The sequence below is a fragment of the Corynebacterium sp. genome (assembly GCF_022712275.1).
GTDB lineage: Bacteria > Actinomycetota > Actinomycetes > Mycobacteriales > Mycobacteriaceae > Corynebacterium.
This window is the reverse complement of the sequence record NZ_JALAGU010000011.1, coordinates 43,696-62,322: the sequence shown is the minus strand read 5'-3', so window position 1 is coordinate 62,322 and position 18,627 is coordinate 43,696. Positions and strand designations below refer to the sequence as shown.

The following is an 18,627-nucleotide window of genomic DNA, read 5'->3' as shown; positions in this document are numbered from 1 at the left end:
CCGGTGCCCGGACTCCCGGTGCCCCGCAGGTCGGCGGTGCCGTGAGGGTGTGCGCTGCGTCATCGGAGAATTACGCAAAAGCGCACTGAACCGTAATTCTCCGATGACGCAGGACCGGGTCCGAGGACACCAACCCTCTGCCCCAGCGCCTCAGCCACCCGCTCACGGAGATCGCTGACTGCATGCGCATCCGCCACGTCCTCGGCAACCAGACGAAGCACCTTTCCACCGTCGCGCTGCAGTGCAGCCGGCACCTTCGAGTCATGGTTGCGCCGGATGCGCTGCAGATGGTGCGCGCCGTCGTAGAACAGGAACACCCGGCGATCCTCCCACCCCAGGTCACAGGACGTCAGGAGCCTTGACCCGTCGTCCTTCCACACCGGGATCTGACTGCGCAGCCCCGGCGCGAGGTCGCTGACCGCAAGTCGGAGCAGCGTCTCGGGAGAAGATTCGGCACCGACGTCGGTGTACCCGAGTACGCGGCCGGCGAAGATCGCGTCCACACCTCCAGGTGCGCGCAGGTCGCCTGTGTGCATAGGAGACTGACGTCCCAGTGCCCGGTGGAATGCGTCACTGACCTGGATAGCGCGGATGAACTCCCTGGTGAATCCCGGGCGGAACTCCGACAGGTCCGGTACCTGCCGTCGACGGTCGCGCGCAGAATCCGGCACGTCGACAGTACCGAGCATGTGGGACAGCGTTGTTCCCGGACCAGCACACCGGAGCTGATTGAGCCGTTCCAGCGTCCCCGTGAATCCCCGTGCACTGCTCCTGTGGACTTCCAGCAGCCGGGTGGGGGGTGAGCATGATGTACTCCGGAGCATTGTTCTTCGAGGTCCCAGCGGGGGCGAGGAACTCCAGCAACTCTTCGTCGACGAACGGCGTCATGCCGTACTCCACACGGACGTGGGACTTCGCGATCTTCCGGTGGGTCTTACCCGTGGCCCGAAGCTCTGCCGTGGTGGACGGCAGAACAGGCGGAAACGGGTCGGGTCGACGGGCATGGCGCGACGGTATCTCCCCGATGTACCAGTCAGCAGGTACACATTCCGGATCGAGCAGGAATGGATGGTCAGCGTGTGTGCGGTCGCGGCTCCCCGCCCCGCACTCTCCCCCAGAGTCCATGGTCCATGGGTCAAACACACCTTTGCGGAATGCGCCGGGTTTTCCCGTCACCGCCACAGGTGCAGTCGAATTGTGCGCGGCGCCAAGCTGCAGGACGCCTGGGGCCCAGAGCCGGAGTTCCCGGTCCCAGGGCGTCAGATCTCAGGACGGTAGCGGCGGCGCGTGGTGGAGGGGCCGGAGCGGGCCCAGGCCTGCGGCACGGCGTCCGCGATCCTCGACGCCGAGGTCGGGGCACAGCCGTCAGGGGTCTCTGCGGCAACAGCGGCGGCCAGAGCGTGCAGCGCCACCGCCTGGGTGGCCGCACCTGTCGACATGCCCACGGGGTACTTCGCCGCGAACTCCGCCATCAGCGCCCCGGTGATCCCGGCGAGCACGTCACCGGAGCCGGGCGTGGCTCCCCAGGACGTCCCGGCGTCGATACAGGTCACCCGGGTACCCGCCGCAGCTCCTCCCGGGCACAGGTCAGGACGCTGCGCGATGACGGTGTGCCGCCCCTTGAGCAGCACCGTGCAGTGCAGGGCCTCGGACAGTGCCACCACTGCGGCGATGCGGTCGGTGTCCGGGTCAGAGACAGGTTCGGCACCGTCCGACAGCGCAGCATTCACGGCGTCCGCCAGCCGACGGAACTCTCCGGCGTGCGGGGTGAGCAGTGTCGGACGGTCGTCACGCGCGGTTCCCCGGGCGTCCGGAGAGCGGGCGATCAGTGCCTCACGCAGGTCCGGGCGCTGTGAGAGCAGGGTCAGGGCGTCGGCGTCGATGAGCAGCGGCTCAGGTCGGGCCAGCAGCTCGGCGAGCTCCGAGGCGGCGTCCTCGTCCGTGCCGCAACCCGGGCCCACGACCCACGCCTGCACCCGGCCGGTCTCCGCCACCGTCGGCGACCAGATGACCTCCGGGGTGGCCCGCAGGACCTCCGGGGAGCCACTGCCGATGTAGCGCACCATGGCACTCGTCGCCCGCACGGCACCGGTGGTGGCCAGCACCGCCGCCCCCGGATACCGCGAAGATCCCGCACACACGCCGACCACGCCGCCGGTGTACTTGTCGTCGTAGGGTCCGGGTTCGGACGGCCCCTGGAGCTGGGAGGCATGCAGGCCGGGTGTCTCCAGACCGGCTCCTGAGGCGTCCCAGCGGCCGCCCAGGTCGCGGGACGGGAACTCCGCCCGTGGGTCGGCAGTAGGCGTGGCAGCCTCCGCGAACCCGACATGCACGCCCGGTTCAGGACGCCACCATGCGTCGATCTCCCCCAGCTCCCCACCGATGGAGCGGCCGTCATCCAGCGCAGGATCGGCCAGCAGCACCTGCCCGCAGAAGGCGTTCACCGCATGTGCCCGGCGCCACCCCCCGAAAGTCACGGTCACATCGGCGATGGCGTGGGACAGGAACGGCACCTCACGGGCCCCGAACGGGTCAGGGGCATCCACCGGCTCCGGCACGGCACCGGTGTCTGCGTCAATGCCGGAGGGCACGTCGACCGACAGGAGAGGGAACAGCCACCGGTTCGCCAGGTCCAGCACCGTCGCCGAGCGAGGGTCCACTCCCCCGGCCCCGCCCATACCGAGCACCCCGTCAATGAGCAGCCGGTAGGGCGCGGGTCGCTGCGTCCACAGGTCGTTGTAGTCCACGACCGAGCCGCCGGCTGCGGCGAAGGCGTCCAGCGCGTCCTGGTGGACCCGCACGTCGCCGGTGTCCCGGTCGCGGCCGAGCAGCACGGCGTCCACCGTCCACCCGTCGGCGAGGAGGTCGCGTCCGGCGTAGAGGGCATCTCCCCCGTTGCCCCCGCCGCCGACAGCGAGGAGGACGCAGGTCTGGGGGCCCGTGACAGGCTTGCGCTCCAGCATCATCCGTGCCGCGGCGGCGACCCCGGCAGCGGCGGACTGCATCAGCTCGTCGGTCCTGCTCTGGGCTGCCAGCAGGGGCTGTTCAGCCTGGCGGATCTGGTCGACGGTGAAGACTGTGGAAGTGTCCATGACATCCACGGTACTGACACAATTCGGCGCCAGCGCACTGCCAGGCTTCTGCCATCCCCCGGGGCTACTCTCCGGAGTCATGTCCGCCACTACACTGACCCGCATGCCCACGCCGCCTGCACCGAGGACGGTTCCGCCCTCCCAGGTGCGGACCCGCCCGTGGACCTGGGCGGCCCTGGTCGGATACCTGGCCGTGGTTGTGGCACTGACCTGTCTGAAGTCCTTCTACACCATCGGCCTGCTGTGGAAGCCGGAGAATCAGCGCGTCCGGGAGCTGCGACTTCAGCCCTTCGGGATTGTCGCGGACGCCTCGAATCCCTTCAACGCGGCCTTCGACATCCTCGGCAATGTCGCCTTCTTCATCCCGGTCGGCGTGCTGCTGGCGGTGGTCTTCCGGAAGGTATGGCCGGCGGTGTCGGTCTCCGCAGGGCTGAGTCTGGCCATCGAAGTCGCGCAGTACGTGTTCTCGCTGGGACGCACCGACGTCACAGACCTGATCTGCAACACCGTCGGCGCCCTGGTCGGTGCGCTGGTCACTGCAGTGTTCCTGCGGCGGTCAGCCACTGCGGCGGACCGCTGGACACGGACCGTGACCGTCGTGGTGCTGGTGACGGTGGTGGTCTTCGCGGTGCTGGTCATCCTCGGCCCCGCACTGTCCGGTGAAGCAGTACCGGTGGATGAGGGCCCTGTCCTGTGATGCCGTGAACTGACGCTAGTGTGACGGGCATGGATCTCATGGCCCCGTTTCTGGCGACCGACGCCGCCTCGCCCCGCATCACCACGTACACAGACCGGGGGCGTATGGAACTGTCCGCGGCGACATCAGCGAACTGGGCGGCCAAGGGTGGCAATCTCTTCGCCGGCGAGTTCGGGTTGGGCCGGGGGGATGTGGTCGTGGTGGACTGCCCGACCGACTGGCTGCCCGCGGCACTGGTGCTGGGCTGTTGGCAGGCCGGGGTGGCGGTGTGCTCCCCTTCCTCCCCCGCGGCCGCTGACGCCGCAGCGGTGATTACCACGGATGCCGACAGCGACCTCGCCGACGAGGTGCTCCTGGTCTCCACCGACCCCTTCGGACGCGGCGTGGCGGAGTCCGGCGGGGAGGTGCCCTTCGGGGTGACCGACCTGGCCCCGGAGCTGCGGGTGCAGGGTGACCGCTACGCGGGCCCGCCCTCCGGGGCGGACGCCGTGCTGCTCATCGACGCCGTCGGTGCGGAGATCACGGGTACTGAGCTGCAGGCCCGCGCGTCCTCCCGCGGTGAGAACGTGCGCGCGGTGACCTCCGGATGGGAGGACGCGGACAGTCTCGTCGACCGGCTCCTCCCCCTGTTCGCCGGTGGTTCGGTGGTGCTGTCCACCGACGGGGACGCCGACCGGCTGGCCCACCTCGCCGAGATCGAGAAGGGCGTGGTGGGTTAGCCCCGCCCGGGGTCACTCCACGGCGATAAGGGCGTCCAGCAGAAGCCTGGCCTGGGACAGGGGGTGCTCCGGGAAGCGGTCATCGTAGGCCCGGTCCTCTGCGAGGGTGGCCAGCAGACAGCCGTCGGCCGGGGTGAGGGCGGGATCGTAGGGGTCGACGTACCAACCCTCGAGACCGTCGGCGCCGATGCTGATCTCCCCGGCACGGCGCTTGAGGTCCATGACCGCCGCGTCGCGCATACCCGGGGTACCGGTCTCGGTGAAGAACCCCTGGAGCTGCCAGGGTTCCAGGTACTCGCCGTTCTCCACGGCGACGTGGAGGGTGAGGTTGTACTGCATGCCGGAGCCGGGCTCGGCGTCCTCCGGCGGGAGGGTCTTCACCACGGTGTAGACGATGAGGTCGCCGACCGGGGTCTCGCCGGCGTCCGCCTCGACGAGGCCGGCGTGGAACTCCCTGAGGTTGGGGCGGATTCCCTCGATGACCTCGTCGCGGTCGACGGGCATCATCTGGGAGTCGAGCGGGGCGAGAGTGACCACGGCGTTGCTCCCGGCGAGCTGGTAGCCGAAGGCGACGGTGCCCGGGGCGTCCTCCGGAAGGGTGTTGAGCACTTCCCAGTGCGAGGGCAGGTGGAGGGTGCGGCCGGTGTCTCCGAGGGTGATGTCCATGAGTTCCCAGGGTACCGGGACGGGGGTCGGGGGCCGGTATATGATCCTCCTACAGGGGATCAGGCCCCTGCCACGGACAGAGGACGCCATACCGACGAGCATCCCCTTCACCAGCAATTGCAGTGATCTGTCGAATACCGACGGGTACCGGTCCGAGTTCCACTGCGACCGGTGCGGCAACAGTTACCGCTCGGTGTACCGGAGAGATGTCGCGGCCACCGGACAGAAGGTCGCCCGGGGTCTGGGCAGTCTTTTCGGCGGCCGGTTCTACGGCGTCACGTCCGCGGTGGACCGCGTGCTCGACCGGTCGACGAACTCTGAGGCGAAGGACAAGACCCTAGCCGCGCGGTGGTGGAGATCTCCCCGCACTTCCACCAGTGCCGTGGCTGCGACGACCGGGTGTGTGGCGACGTGTGCCGGAACGAGCTGGTGGGCCGGTGTGTCCGGCGCTCCCCCGTCACTTCCGAGGAGCTTGCGCAGTTGAAGGCCGTGGAGCCACGCGAGCAGGTACGCATCAAGCTGCAGGACGTGGACCTGACCGCCGGGATGACGCAGGGCGAGCAGTCCCACCCCCGCTGCGGGTCCTGCGGCGCGCAGTCGCACGGTGGGAAGTTCTGCTCCGCCTGCGGATCGCCCCTGTCGGTGGAGGTCACATGTTCTCCTGTTCCCACACGAATCCAGCAGGGGCACTCTTCAGCCCGCAGTGCGGGACGGGGCCGGCCTGAGGGTCAGCGCACGTCCACGCGGTGGTTGCGCCACAGGCCGAGCGCGGCGAGGGCGGCGAACCAGGCGATGATGATGAGGTAGCAGACCGCGGTGCTGAAGCCGAAGCCGAGCGGGTCCTCGCCACTGAGGAGCTGGGTCTGCCGTTGCATCGGGGCGATGGCGGCCAGGGGGCGGAAGATCCCGATGGACTCGGCGGCCATGCCGAGCATGCCGTCGATGACGAGCAGCCAGGCCACGGGGACAGCCACGGACGCGACCTGGCTGCGGATGACGCAGGCCAGTCCGACACTCATCGCGGCGAAGAGGACGTTGGTGACCAGGCCGACCACAGGGATGAAGCTGTCGGTGCCGAGGCTCAGTGTGCCGCCGAGGGCCGCTCCGACACCGATCGCCAGGACCGTGCCGAGGACATAGGTCACGGCGGTGAATACGGCGGTGACGGTGATCTTGGCTGCGACCCACTGCCAACGTCCGGCCTGGGTGAGGAAGGCCTGGGCGTGCATGTGGTTGCGGATGTCGCCGGCGGTGGTGGCGGCGGCGAAGATCACCGCGACGAGCATGAAGATCTGCAGGCCGAAGAGGATCGTCGACCAGTCGAGGGTGGCGTCGTCGCCGAAGAGGGCGATGAGGGTGACCGGGCCGAAGAGGGAGCCGGTGAGCAGGATCGCGTAGACGAGGCTTGAGCGCAGGCTGAACAGCTTGGTGGTCTCGGCGCGCAGGGCGTTGGTGAAGGACATGACGACTACTTCTTTCCGGCGGGGACGGCGGATGTGGTGGATGTGGCGGAGGTGGCGGATGTGGCGGATTCGGTGCGGTACTCCTGGGCGTCCGCGGTCGCGGCGAGGAAGCGGGTCTCCAGGTTGGCGGTCTCGGCGCGAAGTCCGGTGACCGGGACTCTTGCGGTGAGGGCGATCTCGGCGACGGCGCGGCGAACCTCCGCGTCGGTGGATCCTTCGGGGATGTCGACGGTGAGTGGTGTGGTCCCGGCGTCTGTGCCGCCGGTATCGTCCGCCAGTCCGAAGGACGCGGTGAAGCCGGCGTCCCGCAGGCGGGTGGCGAGGGTGTCGGTGAGGCGGGCGTCCGGGGTTTCGACGAGGACGCGGGCTCCGCCGGCAAGGAACTCGTCCATGGAGTACTCGCCGATCATGCGGCCCTTGCCGATGACGACGAGTCGGTCGGCGGTGAGCTGCATCTCGGAGAGCAGGTGGGAGGAGACGAGGACGCTGCGACCCTGGGACGCCAGGGTGCGGATGGTGTGCCGCATCCAGCTGACCCCTTCGGGGTCTAGGCCGTTGACCGGCTCGTCGAGGATGAGGTGCTTCGGGTCGCCGAGGAGGGCGGCGGCGAGTCCGAGTCGCTGCTTCATGCCGAGCGAGTAGCCGCCGACCTTCTTCTTCGCGGCGTCGGTGAGACCGACGGTCTCGAGGCATTCCTCGACGCGGGAGTCAGGGATGCCGGCGCCCCGGGCGAGGACGCGGAGGTGGGAGCGGCCGCTACGGGCCGGAGTGAACCAGGTCGCGTCGAGGAGGGCGCCGGCGGTACCGGGCTTGTCGGCGAGGGCGGTGAAGTCGGCTCCGTCGAAGGTGACGGTGCCGGAGGTCGGCCGGTCGAGGCCGAGGATGCAACGCATGGTGGTCGACTTACCGGCGCCGTTCGGGCCGAGGAAGCCGGTGACGGTCGAGTCGGGGACAGTGAATGAGAGGTCTGCGACGGCGTGCTGCCTGCCGTAGCTCTTGTGCAGGTCGGTGACGGTGATCATGGACTACATGGTCGTCGCCTCTGCGCCTGCGATCATCGGTCTGCGGGCTGATTGTGCGGTGGTGGGTGGTGCGGGTCGGTCATACCTGGGTATGACGGCGATGAGGACGTCCATCGCCTGGGCATCCCTACTCCCCGTCGAGCACCTGGGCCGGGTCCACCAGCCCGTGCCGGAAGGCGAAGAGCACCGCATGGACCCGGTCGCGCGAGCCGGTCTTCGCCAGCACCCGTCCGACATGCGTCTTCACAGTCGGCAGGGACACGAACAGCCGCGCGGCGATCTCCTGGTTGGACGCCCCGGTAGCCATCAGCACCAGGATCTCCCGCTCACGTGGGGTCAGGGGATCCACGAGACCCAGATCGTCGTCCGGGCCCGGCGCCGGGACATCCGATGAGGTCGCGATACCGCGGCCTGCATCGGCACCGCCGAGGCCACCCGCTCCGGCATCTGTCCCACCTGCCCGCACCTGACGCAGCAGCCGCGCCGTCGCCTTCGGGGAGATCACGGCAGAGGCCTCCCCGACCGTCCGCACCGCGTCGATGAGGTCCTCCGGGTCGGCGTCCTTCAGCAGGAAACCACTCGCCCCGGCGGTGATGGAGCTCATCACGTACTCGTCATTGTCGAAGGTCGTCAGCACCACCACCCGGGTCGGTTCGCCGCCGGGACCGCGCACACCGGTATCCACGATCTGCCGGGTCGCCGAGATGCCGTCGAGGTTCGGCATCTGTACGTCCATGAGCACGATGTCCACGGGCTGCTGTTCCGCGAGCCGCACCGCCTCCACCCCGTCAACTGCCTGCCACACCACCTCGATGTCGTCCTGGGAGTCCAGCACCATGGCGAACCCGGCGCGGACGAGCTGCTGGTCATCGGCGAGGGCCACTGTAGTTTTCCCGGTCATGCGGCCAGCTTAACGGCCACGCGCCACCCACCGGGGAAGACTGCCGAGGCACCCCAGGACGCCGTCCCCTCATGTACCCGGGCCCGCTCCTTCAGCCCGATCAGCCCCTGGCCGCCGGCACCACCGGCGGCGGACGTGGCGTCCACCAGACCCTGTCCTGGCGCGTTGTCCACGCTGACCAGCAGTGCCCCCGGTTCAGTCCAGTCCATCACCACCTGCGTGCGGACCTTCCCGGCGTGTTTGAGCACATTCGTCAGTGACTCCTGCACGGTGCGGTAGACGGTGAGGCCCAGTGTCGCCGGCACTTCCCTGGCGTCCCCCCTGATGTCGAGGGAGATCTCCAGACCGGACCGCCGGGCGTCGTCCACCAGACCGGGGACGCCGTCTACACCCGGCGCGGACCCGGTGTCGCGGGTCTCGCCCTCGCGCAGGACGCTGAGGAGCTGCCGCATCTGTGCCAGTGCCTCACGACCGGTCGCCGCGATCGTGTCGAGAGCTTCGATCGCCAGCTCCGGCTTCTTCTTCCCCGCATAGCGTCCGCCGTCGGCCTGGGCGATGACCGCGGTAAGGGAGTGGGCGACGATGTCGTGCATCTCCCGGGCGATGCGGTTGCGCTCGGTGACGGCGGCCAGCTCGGCGCGGGCCGCAAGATTCTCCATCTGCTGATGCTGACGGCGTACCCCCAGACCCAGCTGCCAGCACAGCGCGACAGAGACGACAATGAGGACGAGAAGAATGGTGAGGACGCCGACGAATTCCCGCGGCGAAGAGCCTTCGCCGTACACCTCCTCCCGGGAAGGACCTGCGACCCAGCTGAGTTCGACATACGGAGCGAGAACAGCGAGCGTTGCCCCGGCCAGTGCCCCGACCAGTAGGGCGCCGAGCCATGCCCGACGCCGCCGCCGGATGTACCCGGAGATGAACCACGCCTCGTACCCCACGATGCCCGCGGCCAGGACGTACACCTCAGACAGCGCGACAGCAGCGACCAGAAGCCCGACGGCGACAGTGGTCAGGCCGAGCTCCGGCCGGCGACGCTGCACCAGCAGGCCGACGAAGACGATGGTGTAGCCGACGGACAGGATGACCGCGGAAACCGGATCCGAGGAATCGACCAGGGTATTGAAGGCGCCAGCCAGGTCAAGACTACCGACGACCAGGAACAGCGCGGACTGGACGGCGAACTGCACCCAGAATCCGCGGTCGCGCCAGAACGGCCCCGGCGTCGCCTGCAGGGCGAAGGAGGTTGTCGTGGAGTTCGTGCCGTTCAGGTCGCTCACAACCGTCGACTCTACGGAATGCCGCCCAGCACACGGATCAGCCTGCGGTATGATCCGTCACCATGGCTGACGTCGTCTTCGATCACGTGAATATCCGGTACCCGGGCGCCGACGCCCCCACGGTCAAGGACCTGAACCTGGAGATCGCCGACGGCGAGTTCCTCGTCCTCGTCGGACCGTCCGGCTGCGGTAAGTCCACCACCCTGCGTGCCCTGGCCGGCCTGGAGCCCACCGACTCCGGCACCGTCTCCATCGGCGGGAAGGACGTCACCGACGAAGAACCAGGCGACCGCGACATCGCGATGGTCTTCCAGGACTACGCCCTCTACCCGCACATGTCCGTACGGGAGAACATGGGCTTCGCACTGACCATCAAGAAGCGTCCCAAGGCCGAGATCGCCGAGCGGGTCGAACGCGCCGCCGAGATCCTCGACCTCACCGAGTTCCTCGACCGTAAGCCGAAGGACCTTTCCGGCGGTCAGCGTCAGCGTGTGGCGATGGGCCGGGCGATCGTCCGCGAGCCGCAGGTCTTCCTCATGGACGAGCCGCTGTCCAACCTGGACGCCAAGCTGCGCGTCCAGACCCGCGCGCAGATCGTGAAACTGCAGCAGAACCTCGACGTCACCACTGTCTACGTCACCCACGACCAGGTCGAGGCGATGACGATGGGGCACCGTGTCGCCGTACTCAAGGACGGCACCCTGCAGCAGGTCGACACCCCGCAGAACCTCTACCGCGACCCGGTGAACGCCTTCGTCGCCGGGTTCATCGGCTCGCCGTCGATGAACCTGCTCACCGTCGACGGCTCCGCGCTGACCGAACTGGGGATCGATCTGCCTGCCGGTGCGGCCCAGGTCGGCGTCCGCCCGGAGCATCTCACCGTGCAGGACGCCGGTACCCCCGGTCTTGTCGGCACCGTCTCCCTCGTCGAGGAGCTCGGGTCGGACGCCAACGTCTACGCCGAAACCTCCTACGGCCAGGTCACGGCCCGTACCGAGGACGCCCCGGGGACGCTGCCCCCGCTGGGCGGCTCCGTGGTCTTCGCCCTGGCCGAAGGCGCCGCGGTGTACTTCTTCGACGCCGAGGGCGAGCGGGTGCGCTGAAGGGTTCACCCCCGGGGAGGTGGGGCAACTCCCCCTCCCCACCCCCGAATCAGAGGGACACGCGGGAGGCAATGTCGGTCAGTGCCCCCGTACGGGCTGCGCGGGTACTACACTCGTTCGAAGCACCCGGCGGTGCGGTAGCGGATACCGCGGTCGCCGAGGCGTTTCACTGAGGACCCCTACTGAAAGGTCAGGCCCATGGCTCACCTTCCGAAGCTTCCCAAGAAGCTGATCGCTACCCTCGCCGCCGCCGGCCTCACCGCCGGACTGGTCGCCTGTTCCTCCGATGACGACAGCTCGGGCGGTGATTCCGAATCCAACACCTCCCGCGGTCCGATCAGTTTCGCGATGGGCAAGAACGACACGGACAAGCTCCGTCCCGTCATCGACAAGTGGAACGAAGAGCACCCGGACGAGAAGGTCACGCTCAAGGAGCTCGCCGGTGAGGCCGACGCCCAGCGTGAGACCCTCGTCCAGTCGCTGCAGGCCGGCTCGACCGACTACGACGTCATGGCCCTCGACGTGGTCTGGACCGCCCAGTTCGCCGCCAACGGCTGGCTCGCTCCGCTGACCGGCGACCTGGAGGCGTCCACCGACGACATCCTGGACGCCCCGGTGGAGTCCGCGACCTACAACGACACCCTCTACGCCCTGCCGCAGAACACCAACGGCCAGCTGCTCTACCGCAACACCGACCTGGTGCCGGAGGCCCCCGAGAAGTGGGATGACGTCGTCGAGGCCTGCAAGGCCGTCGTCGAGCAGAACAAGGACTGCCTGACCACCCAGCTCAAGCAGTACGAGGGCATCACCATCGCCACCGGCAACTTCATGGACGGCTGGGGCGGCGGCATCCTCGATGACGAGGGCCAGCCCTCCGTCACCTCGGACGAGTCGAAGGAGGGCCTGCAGGCCCTGGTCGACGGCTACGCGGACAAGACGATCTCCCCGGCGTCCACCGCCGCCACCGAGGAGGAGACCAACCTGGCCTTCACCGAGGGCAAGACCGCCATGGCGATCAACTGGCCCTACATGTGGACCAACGCCAACGACTCCGAGGCCACCACCGGAAAGTTCGACGTCCAGCCGCTGGTCGGCAAGGACGGCACCGGTGTCTCCACCCTCGGCGGTTACAACAACGGCATCAACGTGAACTCCGAGAACAAGGCCACCGCGCTGGACTTCATGAACTTCATCATCGACCCGGAGAACCAGAAGTCCTTCGCCGAGGCGTCCTTCCCGCCGGTGCTGTCCTCCATCTACGACGATGAGGCGCTCATCGACGAGTTCCCGTACCTGCCCGCTCTGAAGGAGTCCCTGGAGAACGCGAAGCCTCGTCCGGTCTCCCCGAGCTACGACCAGCTCTCCAAGGCCGTCCAGGACAACGCCTACGCCGCCGTCAACGGTAACGCGGACGTCGACAAGGCCACCGCGGACATGGAGTCCGCGATCAGCAACGTCACCGGCTAGCTCCACCAGCTTCCGCTGGTCCCCTCCGGCCCGGCCCGCCTCCGACACTGTCGTCGGCGGCGGGCCATCGCCGTTCCCTCCACTCTTTTGTAAGGTTGCTTCCCGTGAGAACCAAGAAGCGCGACTTCAGGGCCGTCTGGCTCGTCGGCCCCAGCCTGGCGCTGCTGGCCGTCGTCATCGGCTACCCGATCATCCGGGCGATCTGGCTGTCCTTCCAGGCGGACAAGCACCTCAACCCCTCCACCGGAATGTTCGTCGAGGGCGGCTTCGCCGGTTTCGACCACTACCTCTACTGGCTGACGCAACGCTGCATGTCGCCCAACGGCACGGTCTCCACCTGTGCCCCGGGTAACCTCGCCGTCGATTTCTGGCCGGCGCTGAAGATCACCCTCTTCTTCGTGGTCGTGACGGTCTTCCTCGAGACGCTGCTGGGCCTGTGGATGGCGACGGTGATGAACCGGAGCTTCCTGGGCCGTGGCCTGCTGCGTGCCGCGGTGCTGATCCCGTGGGCGATCCCGACCGCCGTCACCGCGAAGCTGTGGCAGTTCATCTTCGCCCCTGACGGCATCATCAACTCGGTGACCGGGCTGGACATCGCCTGGACGACAGATCCCTGGGCCGCGAGATTCGCGGTCATCGTCGCCGACGTGTGGAAGACCGCACCGTTCATGGCGCTGCTCATCCTCGCCGGTCTCCAGATGGTTCCCCAGGGCGTCTACGAGGCCGCGCGCGTCGACGGGGCGTCCCGCTGGCAGCAGTTCACGAAGATCACCCTGCCGCTGATCCGGCCGGCGCTGATGGTCGCGATCCTGTTCCGCACACTCGATGCACTGCGCATGTACGACCTGCCGGTCATCATGATCAGCTCCTCCTCGAACTCCCCCACCGCGGTGCTCAGCCAGCTGGTGATCGCCGACATGCAGGGCGGCAACTTCAACTCCGCCTCGGCGATCTCGACACTGATCTTCCTGCTCATCTTCGCCGTCGCCTTCATCATGGTGAAGTTCCTCGGTGCCGATGTCGCCGGCACGCAGAACATGCCGAAGACTGCAGGGAAAGAGAAGTGGTGGTCGCTGCGGAGGCAGGAGGACGCCACGGGTGATCCGGACGGCCAGGATGCCGGACAGGACGGCCCGGCGGACGCCGCCTCCTCCCCTGATGCCGGCACGGAGAAGGAGGTCACCCGATGAAACGCTCAGTCAGGCGCACTGTCGCCAGCTACCTCGGCGTCATCGTCATCGTCGTGTGGGCGCTCGCACCCTTCTACTGGATGCTGGTCACCGCGTTCCGCGACAAGACGCACACCTTCGACACCAACCCGCTGCCCAGCCACTTCACCCTCGACAACTTCGTCGAGGCACTGGCCACAGACAAGGGCAACAACTTCCTGCGTGCCATCGGCAACTCGCTGCTCATCGGTGCCGGGACGACCGCCATCGCCCTGGCCGTCGGCGTGTTCACCGCCTACGCCCTGGCACGGGTGGAGTTCCGGGGCAAGGGCTTCGTCACCGGCATCATCCTCGCCGCGTCGATGTTCCCGGGCATCGCCCTGGTCACCCCGCTGTTCCAGCTCTTCACCGACCTCGGCTGGATCGGCTCCTACCAGGCACTGATCATCCCGAACATCTCCTTCGTGCTGCCGTTGACGGTGTATACGCTGACCTCCTTCTTCCGGGAACTGCCGTGGAAACTGGAGGAGGCGGCCCGGGTCGACGGTGCGTCCCGCTCCCTGGCGTTCCGCAAGGTGATTCTGCCGCTGGCCGCGCCGGCGATGTTCACCACCGCGATCCTGGCCTTCATCAACACATGGAACGAGTTCATGCTGGCCAAGCAGCTGTCCTCGACGAAGACGGAGCCGGTGACCGTGGCCATCGCCCGCTTCTCCGGGGCGAACGCCTACGAGTACCCGTATGCGGCGGTGATGGCCGCCGGTGCACTGGTGACCGTCCCGCTGGTGATCATGGTGCTCATCTTCCAGCGCAGGATCGTCGCCGGCCTGACCGCCGGTGGTGTGAAGTAGTGGCGGACACACCCGGCCGGCCCGCCGGGCTACCCGCCTCGGAGTACCGGCGTCGGCGCATGATGTGGGAGTCCGTGCTGGGCTTCCTCGCCCTGTTCGACCTGCTGGCGCTGATCCAGGCGGTGTGGAACCTTTTCGGCGATGCCGAGGTCTGGCCTTCCCTGCTGCTGCTCTGCCTCCTGGTGCTCACCTGGGCGGCCTGGCGGCAGTGGCGCAAGTACGGGGACTGAGCGCCCCTGTGCCTCACCACGATCATCACCGGTAGGAAGAGCTGGTGGGTTCCGTTGGTTCCGGGATTGACGTCCCACACCGTGCGTGCGGTCCAGTTCCTCGACGCATTCTTCCAGTGCACCCGGCTGACCCCCGTCGAGGTCCTCACTGCCGGGCAGCGATGCATCGCCCGTCGGACGCTCCGGCAGATCGTCGCGCTGACTGATCCGGGATACGGGGCCCAGTCCCCTATGGAGACAGTGCTGCGGCTCGTGGTTCGTGACGTGCTCCCGACCGGTTACCGGTGGCAGTCCCCACTGCAGATCTCAATGATGGACGGTGCGGCGCTCCCCGAGGACTACCGCGGCCGGTGTGCCACACCGGACCTCGCCTGTCCGGAACTGAAGGTCGCTCTGTTCTATGACGGTCAGCACCACGACGGCGCCGACCAGACCGACATCGATGTCGACATGTTCCAGGAGTTGAGGGACGCCGACTGGGAGGTCATCCGGATCAACAGAGTGCAGTTGAAGAACCGGACGAAGACGATGAAACAGATCGCCGGTGGGTGGCCCGTGGGATGACGGCGTAGAGGACAGGGTGAAGCCCGGCTGTTCACGCCCGGCCGATGAGCCGGTGGATCGTCAGCGCGACGTACTCCCGCAGGTAGGACGCCGGGATCGCGGGCTTCGGTGTCGGTGCCCCCAGCACGACCGCCGAGAAGGGCACACCGTTGTCCCCCCGCTCAGCCTCCAGGGCGGCGACGATCCGCTCGGTGCGCAGCACGTGGAAGTCCGAGGTGCACACCACCACATGTGGGTCACGCACCCCACGCTCCTTGAGCAGGTCCAGGCTGAAGTGCAGGTTCTCGGTGGTGTCCGTGGCGTAGCGCTCCTCCAGCACCGCACCCCGTGGGAATCCCCGTGAGGCCAGGTACCGGTGCATCGCCTCCGCCTCGCTGCAGGGCTCGTCGTCCCCACGGCCACCGGTGACGATCAGCGGAGTACTCCGGGCCGGGCGATGCTCGGTCACCGAGCGCCAGGCCGCCGCGCCCCGGTCACAACGGCATGCCAGTAGATCACTGACCCGGTCGTTGACCAGTCCGGCGCCGAGCACGATCACCGCATCCGCCCGTTCCGGTGCACGACGCCTACGACCACGCCCCACGTCACGCAGGTAGCGGATCATCGAGACAACGGCACAGACCCAGAGGACCAGGGCCGCGACACCGATAATGACCAGGGAGAAGCGGATGTCGTCGCCACCGTCGCCGATACCCTTGATCGAACGCAGCACCATGGACAGGGCACCGGCCCCCAGGCTCAGCAGTTCGGCGGCGGCCACGACCGTCGACAGGTGGAACCAACCACGACCGTCGACCCCGGGCAGGGCGTCCCCCATCCACCGTGCAGTCAACCAGCCGACCAGGGCGACGACCACATGAGAGAGCCCGAAGACGATCCACATCGTCCGGGCGAATCCTGCGCCGGTCGCCGCGACCAGCAGCCAGACCCACAGCAGCAGACCGACGGTGAACACGAGCGCACCGTTGCCGGCCCAACGGGACCGGGCCTTCACACTCCAGCCGGTGCCCGCCAGAAGCACGATCAGCACCAGGCTGACCAGCATCAGCAGTGACATTGCGGAGGACTACTCCCCCATGAGCTTCTGCTTGAGCCGCTGATCCTTGACCAGCACCTCGTCACGCATCGTCTCCTGGTAGGCGACCATCCGCTCGGTGAGCTCCGGGTAGGCCGCGCCGAGGATCCGCACGGCCAGCAGGCCGGCGTTCTTCGCGCCGTCGATGGAGACGGTCGCGGTCGGCACACCGGCGGGCATCTGCACGATGGAGAGCAGGGAATCCATGCCGTCGAGGTTCTTCAGGGACCTCGGGATGCCGATGACCGGCAGCGGCGTGGCGGCGGCGACCATGCCGGGCAGGTGCGCGGCACCGCCGGCGCAGGCGATGATCACCTTGAGGCCGCGGGTGTGTGCCTCACGGGCGTAGTCGAGCATCCGGTCGGGGGTACGGTGGGCGGAGACCACACCGATCTCCATGGGGACGCCGAACTCGGCGAGGACCTCGGCAGCGGGCTCGACGGTGGGCCAGTCGGAGTCCGACCCCATGACGATGCCGACGAGCGGGGTGTTCTGGTCAGTCATTCACTGGTCCTTCCAGGTGGCGGTGACGAGGAAATCGGAGGCGAGACGGGCGGAGGTACGGAGCTTCTCCACGTTCTCCGCGGTCGCGGCGGCGCCGCAGGGCAGCGACATGTTGACGTGCCCGATTTTGCGGCGTGGACGCCACTCCTTGCCGTAGAGGTGGATCTTCGCGGTCGGGAACCGGCGCCACACCTCGTCCATCCGCTCGGACATCGGCATCTCCGGATCGGCGTCCGGGTCACCGAGCACATTGGCCATCACGGTGGTGGTGGAGCTCAGCGCGGTCGAGCCCAGCGGACGGTCGAGAACCGCACGCAGGTGCTGCTCGAACTGGCCGGTGACGCAGCCGTCCTGCGTCCAGTGGCCGGTGTTGTGCGGACGCATCGCCAGTTCGTTGACGATGATCTCGGGCTGCCCGGCCTCATCGACGGCCTCGAAGAGTTCCACGGCGAGGACGCCGGTCACACCGAGTTCCTCGGCGACCTCACGGGCCAGGGAGTGGGCCTGTGCGACGACGCGCGCCTGACCGGCGGTCTCCGCAGGGGCGGGGGCCACGGCCAGGTAACAGATGCCGTCGGCCTGCACGGATTCCACGACCGGCCAGGAGGCGGTCTCACCGGAGGGGGTACGGGCGACCATGGCGGACAGTTCGCGGACCAGGCGGACCTTCTTCTCCGCCATCAGCGGCACGCCCTGCTCCAGCAGTTCGGCGACGAGGGAGGCGGTCTGCTCCCGCGACTCCGGGAACCAGACGCCCTTGCCGTCGTAGCCGCCACGGCGGGCCTTGAGACACACCGCGCCGTCGGTGGCGTCCCAGAATCCTTCGCCGTCGGAGACCGAGAGGATCTCGGCGAAGGGCGGCACGGGCGCGCCAATCTCCCGCATACGCCGCCGCATGACCAGCTTGTCCTGCGCGTTGATGAGTGCGGACGGCTGGGGCTGGACGTTCACACCTTCGGCGATGAGCCCCTCGAGGTACTCGTTGGGCACGTGCTCGTGGTCGAAGGTGACGGCGTCCGCCCCCTCACTGACCGTGCGGACGACACCCTCGTCGGTGTACTCGCCCAGCCACACGTCGGCGGTGGCCTGGGCGGCGGAGGCTGCCCCGGAACCGGCCAGCAGCCGGACGGTCAGTCCGAGTTCGATACCCGCCTGCTGCATCATCCGGGCCAGCTGGCCGTCGCCGATGACGGTGACCAGCGGCATTCCGGGTGCGTGGGCTTCAGGGCGGGCGAGGTGCAGATCAGGTTCGCTACTCACCCGCGTCAGTATACCGGCCGCACGTAGCGGACAATCCGCTCGTCGACCATCGCGGCCACATCGGCGGCGTAGGGCACGTCCGCCAGGCGCACCGGGACGCGGTACCCACGGGTCCACACATTGACCGTGCTGCCCCGCTGACGCACCTCGACAATCTGGTCGAGCGGGATCTCCACGACCCGTGAGCGCCAGTCGCCGGAGGCGGTGACCAGCCGACGGTCGGTGAGGATGATCCGGCTGCGCTGCCGGAACAGCAGGTGCCGGATACACCGCCGCCAGGCGATCCACACCCACACGATGAGCAGGACGCGGCGTCCCCACAGGGCGGCCGTCGCAGTACCCGCCGCACCGGGGAGGCCGGGGACCTCGGCGAGATTGTCGGGCACGTATCCGGCCACGCGTACCGCCTCATCGGCGAGGTGGGCGTCCAGCAGTCCGATGAGCAGCCAGACGACTCCGGTGGCGAGAATGAGTTCGAGCACCGGGAAGATGACGCTACGTCGCGACGGACTGAGCTCGGCGAGGATCACCTCCCCGCGCTCGAAGCGGACCTTGGGCATGGAC

General features: G+C 68.2%; 20 protein-coding genes. 8 read left to right on the top strand and 12 right to left on the bottom strand.

The window, feature by feature from the left end; all coding sequences use genetic code 11:
- Positions 1-59: 59 nt before the first annotated feature.
- Together Q0A27_RS01890 and Q0A27_RS01885 are read right to left on the bottom strand one after the other, a co-directional pair.
- Positions 60-689 carry a hypothetical protein gene (locus tag Q0A27_RS01890; RefSeq protein ID WP_291473388.1) on the bottom strand — a complete coding sequence of 210 codons (630 nt, stop codon included), beginning with the start codon at positions 687-689 and terminating at the stop codon, positions 60-62.
- A 570-nt stretch (positions 690-1,259) separates the two neighbouring features.
- Positions 1,260-3,092, bottom strand: a complete 1,833-nt coding sequence (locus tag Q0A27_RS01885) for a bifunctional ADP-dependent NAD(P)H-hydrate dehydratase/NAD(P)H-hydrate epimerase (protein WP_291473387.1) — start codon at positions 3,090-3,092, stop codon at positions 1,260-1,262.
- 103 nt (positions 3,093-3,195) lie between these two features.
- Here Q0A27_RS01885 and Q0A27_RS01880 point away from each other — a divergent pair, with 103 nt between their 5' ends.
- Positions 3,196-3,789 carry a VanZ family protein gene (locus tag Q0A27_RS01880; RefSeq protein WP_291473386.1) on the top strand — a complete coding sequence of 198 codons (594 nt, stop codon included), beginning with the start codon at positions 3,196-3,198 and terminating at the stop codon, positions 3,787-3,789.
- Between the two features lie 29 nt (positions 3,790-3,818).
- Positions 3,819-4,508, top strand: a complete 690-nt coding sequence (locus tag Q0A27_RS01875) for a TIGR03089 family protein (protein WP_291473385.1) — start codon at positions 3,819-3,821, stop codon at positions 4,506-4,508.
- A 12-nt stretch (positions 4,509-4,520) separates the two neighbouring features.
- On the opposite strand, the gene Q0A27_RS01870 is transcribed toward Q0A27_RS01875, so the two are convergent.
- The 6 genes from Q0A27_RS01870 to Q0A27_RS01845 all read right to left on the bottom strand — a co-directional run bounded on the left by Q0A27_RS01870 (position 4,521) and on the right by Q0A27_RS01845 (position 9,840).
- Positions 4,521-5,174 carry a hypothetical protein gene (locus Q0A27_RS01870; protein WP_291473384.1) on the bottom strand — a complete coding sequence of 218 codons (654 nt, stop codon included), beginning with the start codon at positions 5,172-5,174 and terminating at the stop codon, positions 4,521-4,523.
- 267 nt (positions 5,175-5,441) lie between these two features.
- Positions 5,442-5,777, bottom strand: coding sequence for a hypothetical protein (locus Q0A27_RS01865; protein WP_291473383.1), 336 nt, complete (start codon positions 5,775-5,777; stop codon positions 5,442-5,444).
- Between the two features lie 125 nt (positions 5,778-5,902).
- On the bottom strand, positions 5,903-6,637 hold the full coding sequence (locus Q0A27_RS01860; RefSeq protein WP_291473382.1) for an ABC transporter permease: 735 nt from the start codon (positions 6,635-6,637) through the stop codon (positions 5,903-5,905).
- Positions 6,638-6,642: 5 nt separating this feature from the next.
- On the bottom strand, positions 6,643-7,659 hold the full coding sequence (locus tag Q0A27_RS01855) for an ABC transporter ATP-binding protein (RefSeq protein ID WP_291473381.1): 1,017 nt from the start codon (positions 7,657-7,659) through the stop codon (positions 6,643-6,645).
- Between the two features lie 127 nt (positions 7,660-7,786).
- Complete coding sequence (locus Q0A27_RS01850) at positions 7,787-8,560, bottom strand: response regulator transcription factor (RefSeq protein WP_291473380.1); 774 nt, start codon at positions 8,558-8,560, stop codon at positions 7,787-7,789.
- The gene (locus Q0A27_RS01845) at positions 8,557-9,840 is read right to left on the bottom strand and encodes a histidine kinase (RefSeq protein WP_291473379.1); all 1,284 of its coding nucleotides are present in this window, start codon (positions 9,838-9,840) and stop codon (positions 8,557-8,559) included. The genes Q0A27_RS01850 and Q0A27_RS01845 overlap by 4 nt, the downstream gene beginning before the upstream one ends.
- Positions 9,841-9,902: 62 nt before the next feature.
- Here Q0A27_RS01845 and Q0A27_RS01840 point away from each other — a divergent pair, with 62 nt between their 5' ends.
- From Q0A27_RS01840 to Q0A27_RS01815, 6 genes are all read left to right on the top strand, one after another.
- On the top strand, positions 9,903-10,943 hold the full coding sequence (locus Q0A27_RS01840; RefSeq protein WP_291473378.1) for an ABC transporter ATP-binding protein: 1,041 nt from the start codon (positions 9,903-9,905) through the stop codon (positions 10,941-10,943).
- A gap of 198 nt (positions 10,944-11,141) precedes the next feature.
- Positions 11,142-12,410: an ABC transporter substrate-binding protein gene (locus Q0A27_RS01835; RefSeq protein ID WP_291473377.1), complete on the top strand. Its 1,269-nt coding sequence runs from the start codon at positions 11,142-11,144 to the stop codon at positions 12,408-12,410.
- Positions 12,411-12,514: 104 nt separating this feature from the next.
- Entirely contained in the window at positions 12,515-13,600 is a 1,086-nt protein-coding gene (locus Q0A27_RS01830) for a carbohydrate ABC transporter permease (RefSeq protein WP_291473376.1), read from the top strand.
- Complete coding sequence (locus tag Q0A27_RS01825; protein ID WP_291473375.1) at positions 13,597-14,430, top strand: carbohydrate ABC transporter permease; 834 nt, start codon at positions 13,597-13,599, stop codon at positions 14,428-14,430. Before Q0A27_RS01830 ends, Q0A27_RS01825 begins: the two co-directional genes overlap by 4 nt.
- Positions 14,430-14,660 carry a hypothetical protein gene (locus Q0A27_RS01820; RefSeq protein WP_291473374.1) on the top strand — a complete coding sequence of 77 codons (231 nt, stop codon included), beginning with the start codon at positions 14,430-14,432 and terminating at the stop codon, positions 14,658-14,660. The genes Q0A27_RS01825 and Q0A27_RS01820 overlap by 1 nt, the downstream gene beginning before the upstream one ends.
- 66 nt (positions 14,661-14,726) lie before the next feature.
- The gene (locus tag Q0A27_RS01815) at positions 14,727-15,224 is read left to right on the top strand and encodes a hypothetical protein (RefSeq protein WP_291473373.1); all 498 of its coding nucleotides are present in this window, start codon (positions 14,727-14,729) and stop codon (positions 15,222-15,224) included.
- Between the two features lie 31 nt (positions 15,225-15,255).
- Here Q0A27_RS01815 and Q0A27_RS01810 read toward each other — a convergent pair whose 3' ends face one another.
- The 4 genes from Q0A27_RS01810 to Q0A27_RS01795 are packed head-to-tail and all read right to left on the bottom strand — an operon-like array spanning position 15,256 to position 18,623.
- Entirely contained in the window at positions 15,256-16,281 is a 1,026-nt protein-coding gene (locus Q0A27_RS01810; protein ID WP_291473372.1) for a YdcF family protein, read from the bottom strand.
- A 9-nt stretch (positions 16,282-16,290) separates the two neighbouring features.
- Positions 16,291-16,803: a 5-(carboxyamino)imidazole ribonucleotide mutase gene (gene purE / locus Q0A27_RS01805; RefSeq protein WP_291473371.1), complete on the bottom strand. Its 513-nt coding sequence runs from the start codon at positions 16,801-16,803 to the stop codon at positions 16,291-16,293.
- Complete coding sequence (locus tag Q0A27_RS01800; protein ID WP_291473370.1) at positions 16,804-18,063, bottom strand: 5-(carboxyamino)imidazole ribonucleotide synthase; 1,260 nt, start codon at positions 18,061-18,063, stop codon at positions 16,804-16,806.
- A 5-nt stretch (positions 18,064-18,068) separates the two neighbouring features.
- Positions 18,069-18,623, bottom strand: coding sequence for a PH domain-containing protein (locus Q0A27_RS01795; protein ID WP_291473369.1), 555 nt, complete (start codon positions 18,621-18,623; stop codon positions 18,069-18,071).
- Positions 18,624-18,627: the final 4 nt, after the last annotated feature.

Bases quoted from the DNA above. Each gene is read 5' to 3' on its own strand.
- Q0A27_RS01890 (WP_291473388.1), bottom strand. From the start codon at position 689: ATGCTCGGTACTGTCGACGTGCCGGATTCTGCGCGCGACCGTCGACGG.
- Q0A27_RS01885 (WP_291473387.1), bottom strand. From the start codon at position 3,092: ATGGACACTTCCACAGTCTTCACCGTCGACCAGATCCGCCAGGCTGAA.
- Q0A27_RS01880 (WP_291473386.1), top strand. From the start codon at position 3,196: ATGCCCACGCCGCCTGCACCGAGGACGGTTCCGCCCTCCCAGGTGCGG.
- Q0A27_RS01875 (WP_291473385.1), top strand. From the start codon at position 3,819: ATGGATCTCATGGCCCCGTTTCTGGCGACCGACGCCGCCTCGCCCCGC.
- Q0A27_RS01870 (WP_291473384.1), bottom strand. From the start codon at position 5,174: ATGGACATCACCCTCGGAGACACCGGCCGCACCCTCCACCTGCCCTCG.
- Q0A27_RS01860 (WP_291473382.1), bottom strand. From the start codon at position 6,637: ATGTCCTTCACCAACGCCCTGCGCGCCGAGACCACCAAGCTGTTCAGC.
- Q0A27_RS01855 (WP_291473381.1), bottom strand. From the start codon at position 7,659: ATGATCACCGTCACCGACCTGCACAAGAGCTACGGCAGGCAGCACGCC.
- Q0A27_RS01850 (WP_291473380.1), bottom strand. From the start codon at position 8,560: ATGACCGGGAAAACTACAGTGGCCCTCGCCGATGACCAGCAGCTCGTC.
- Q0A27_RS01840 (WP_291473378.1), top strand. From the start codon at position 9,903: ATGGCTGACGTCGTCTTCGATCACGTGAATATCCGGTACCCGGGCGCC.
- Q0A27_RS01835 (WP_291473377.1), top strand. From the start codon at position 11,142: ATGGCTCACCTTCCGAAGCTTCCCAAGAAGCTGATCGCTACCCTCGCC.
- Q0A27_RS01825 (WP_291473375.1), top strand. From the start codon at position 13,597: ATGAAACGCTCAGTCAGGCGCACTGTCGCCAGCTACCTCGGCGTCATC.
- Q0A27_RS01810 (WP_291473372.1), bottom strand. From the start codon at position 16,281: ATGTCACTGCTGATGCTGGTCAGCCTGGTGCTGATCGTGCTTCTGGCG.
- purE (WP_291473371.1), bottom strand. From the start codon at position 16,803: ATGACTGACCAGAACACCCCGCTCGTCGGCATCGTCATGGGGTCGGAC.
- Q0A27_RS01795 (WP_291473369.1), bottom strand. From the start codon at position 18,623: ATGCCCAAGGTCCGCTTCGAGCGCGGGGAGGTGATCCTCGCCGAGCTC.